A 1,066-nucleotide genomic window follows, 5' to 3' on the forward strand; every position below is an offset into this window, starting at 1 on the left:
AAATGCTCTTTTGGGAGCAAACTTTAAGCTTACAATAGCAGGTGCGGAGATTGGTACAGCAACTTCAGAGACTGACGGATATGTATACTTCTACAATATACCTGTAAGTAATGCTGCAGGAAATAAGCTTTATAATGATACAGATGAGGTTAAGATAACTGAAACATTAGCACCTGCAGGCTATATGCTTCCTGCAGATACAGATGTTTACACATCAACATTTGCAGATGTATATGTAACATACAAGCATACCAATCCAATAGCTGATAAGACTCTTGCCGAGACTGTAACAGTAAACGGCGACGAGCTTACAGTGGTAAATGTACAGAAGAAGGGCGCTATTGTAATAAGAAAGCAGGATGAAGATGGAGCACCGCTTAATAGGGCAGTCTTTAAATTATATTCGGATAGAGATTGCACTGTTGAGGTTGCAACGGCAACAACAGGTGTAACCGGAGAAGACGGAGTTGCAAGATTTACAGATCTTACATTTGGTAAGGAATATTATCTTAAGGAGTACAGTGCTCCTGCAGGTTATAAGATCAATGACAGTGTTGTAACCATAAAGATCGGAACCACACCTGGAGCAGCAGAGGCTGTAGACGGAACCGGAGCATATGTTTATACATACAATACATCTCTTACAGATGACTATGATAATAAGGACATAACCGTAGATAAGAGAAATCTTACAGATGACAGCAAGGTTGCAGGTGCAGAGCTTGCGATATATAAGTCAGATGAATTAGGAAACTTTAGTGAGAGTGACCAGGTTGCTGCATTTGAAACAACAGCAACAGGAAACCTGAAGCTTTCAGTAGGTGTGACCGGAAGCGGTGCAAAGCTTGTATATGGTCAGTACTATGTACTTAAGGAGGTTGTTACTCCATTTGGTTATGAAACAGCAGCCGCTGTAGTATTCAAAGTAGGTACAGATGGTAAGATAGAGATCATAAGCGGTACTACAACACAGGATGGCAAGAAGAATGCCCAGACAGTAACCGGTGATACAGGACTTGTACTTTACGATGATATTTCTCTTGGAAGCATTGAGGTAACCAAGAAG

General features: G+C 40.9%; 1 protein-coding gene. It reads left to right on the plus strand.

The genetic code is table 11. The features are described from left to right. The coding region (locus DXB54_RS11900; protein ID WP_158578243.1) for a prealbumin-like fold domain-containing protein at window positions 1-1,066 on the plus strand (1,066 nt) is incomplete at both ends.

Origin of the sequence: Coprococcus sp. OM04-5BH (assembly GCF_003482105.1) — a bacterium.
Taxonomy (GTDB): domain Bacteria; phylum Bacillota; class Clostridia; order Lachnospirales; family Lachnospiraceae; genus Coprococcus.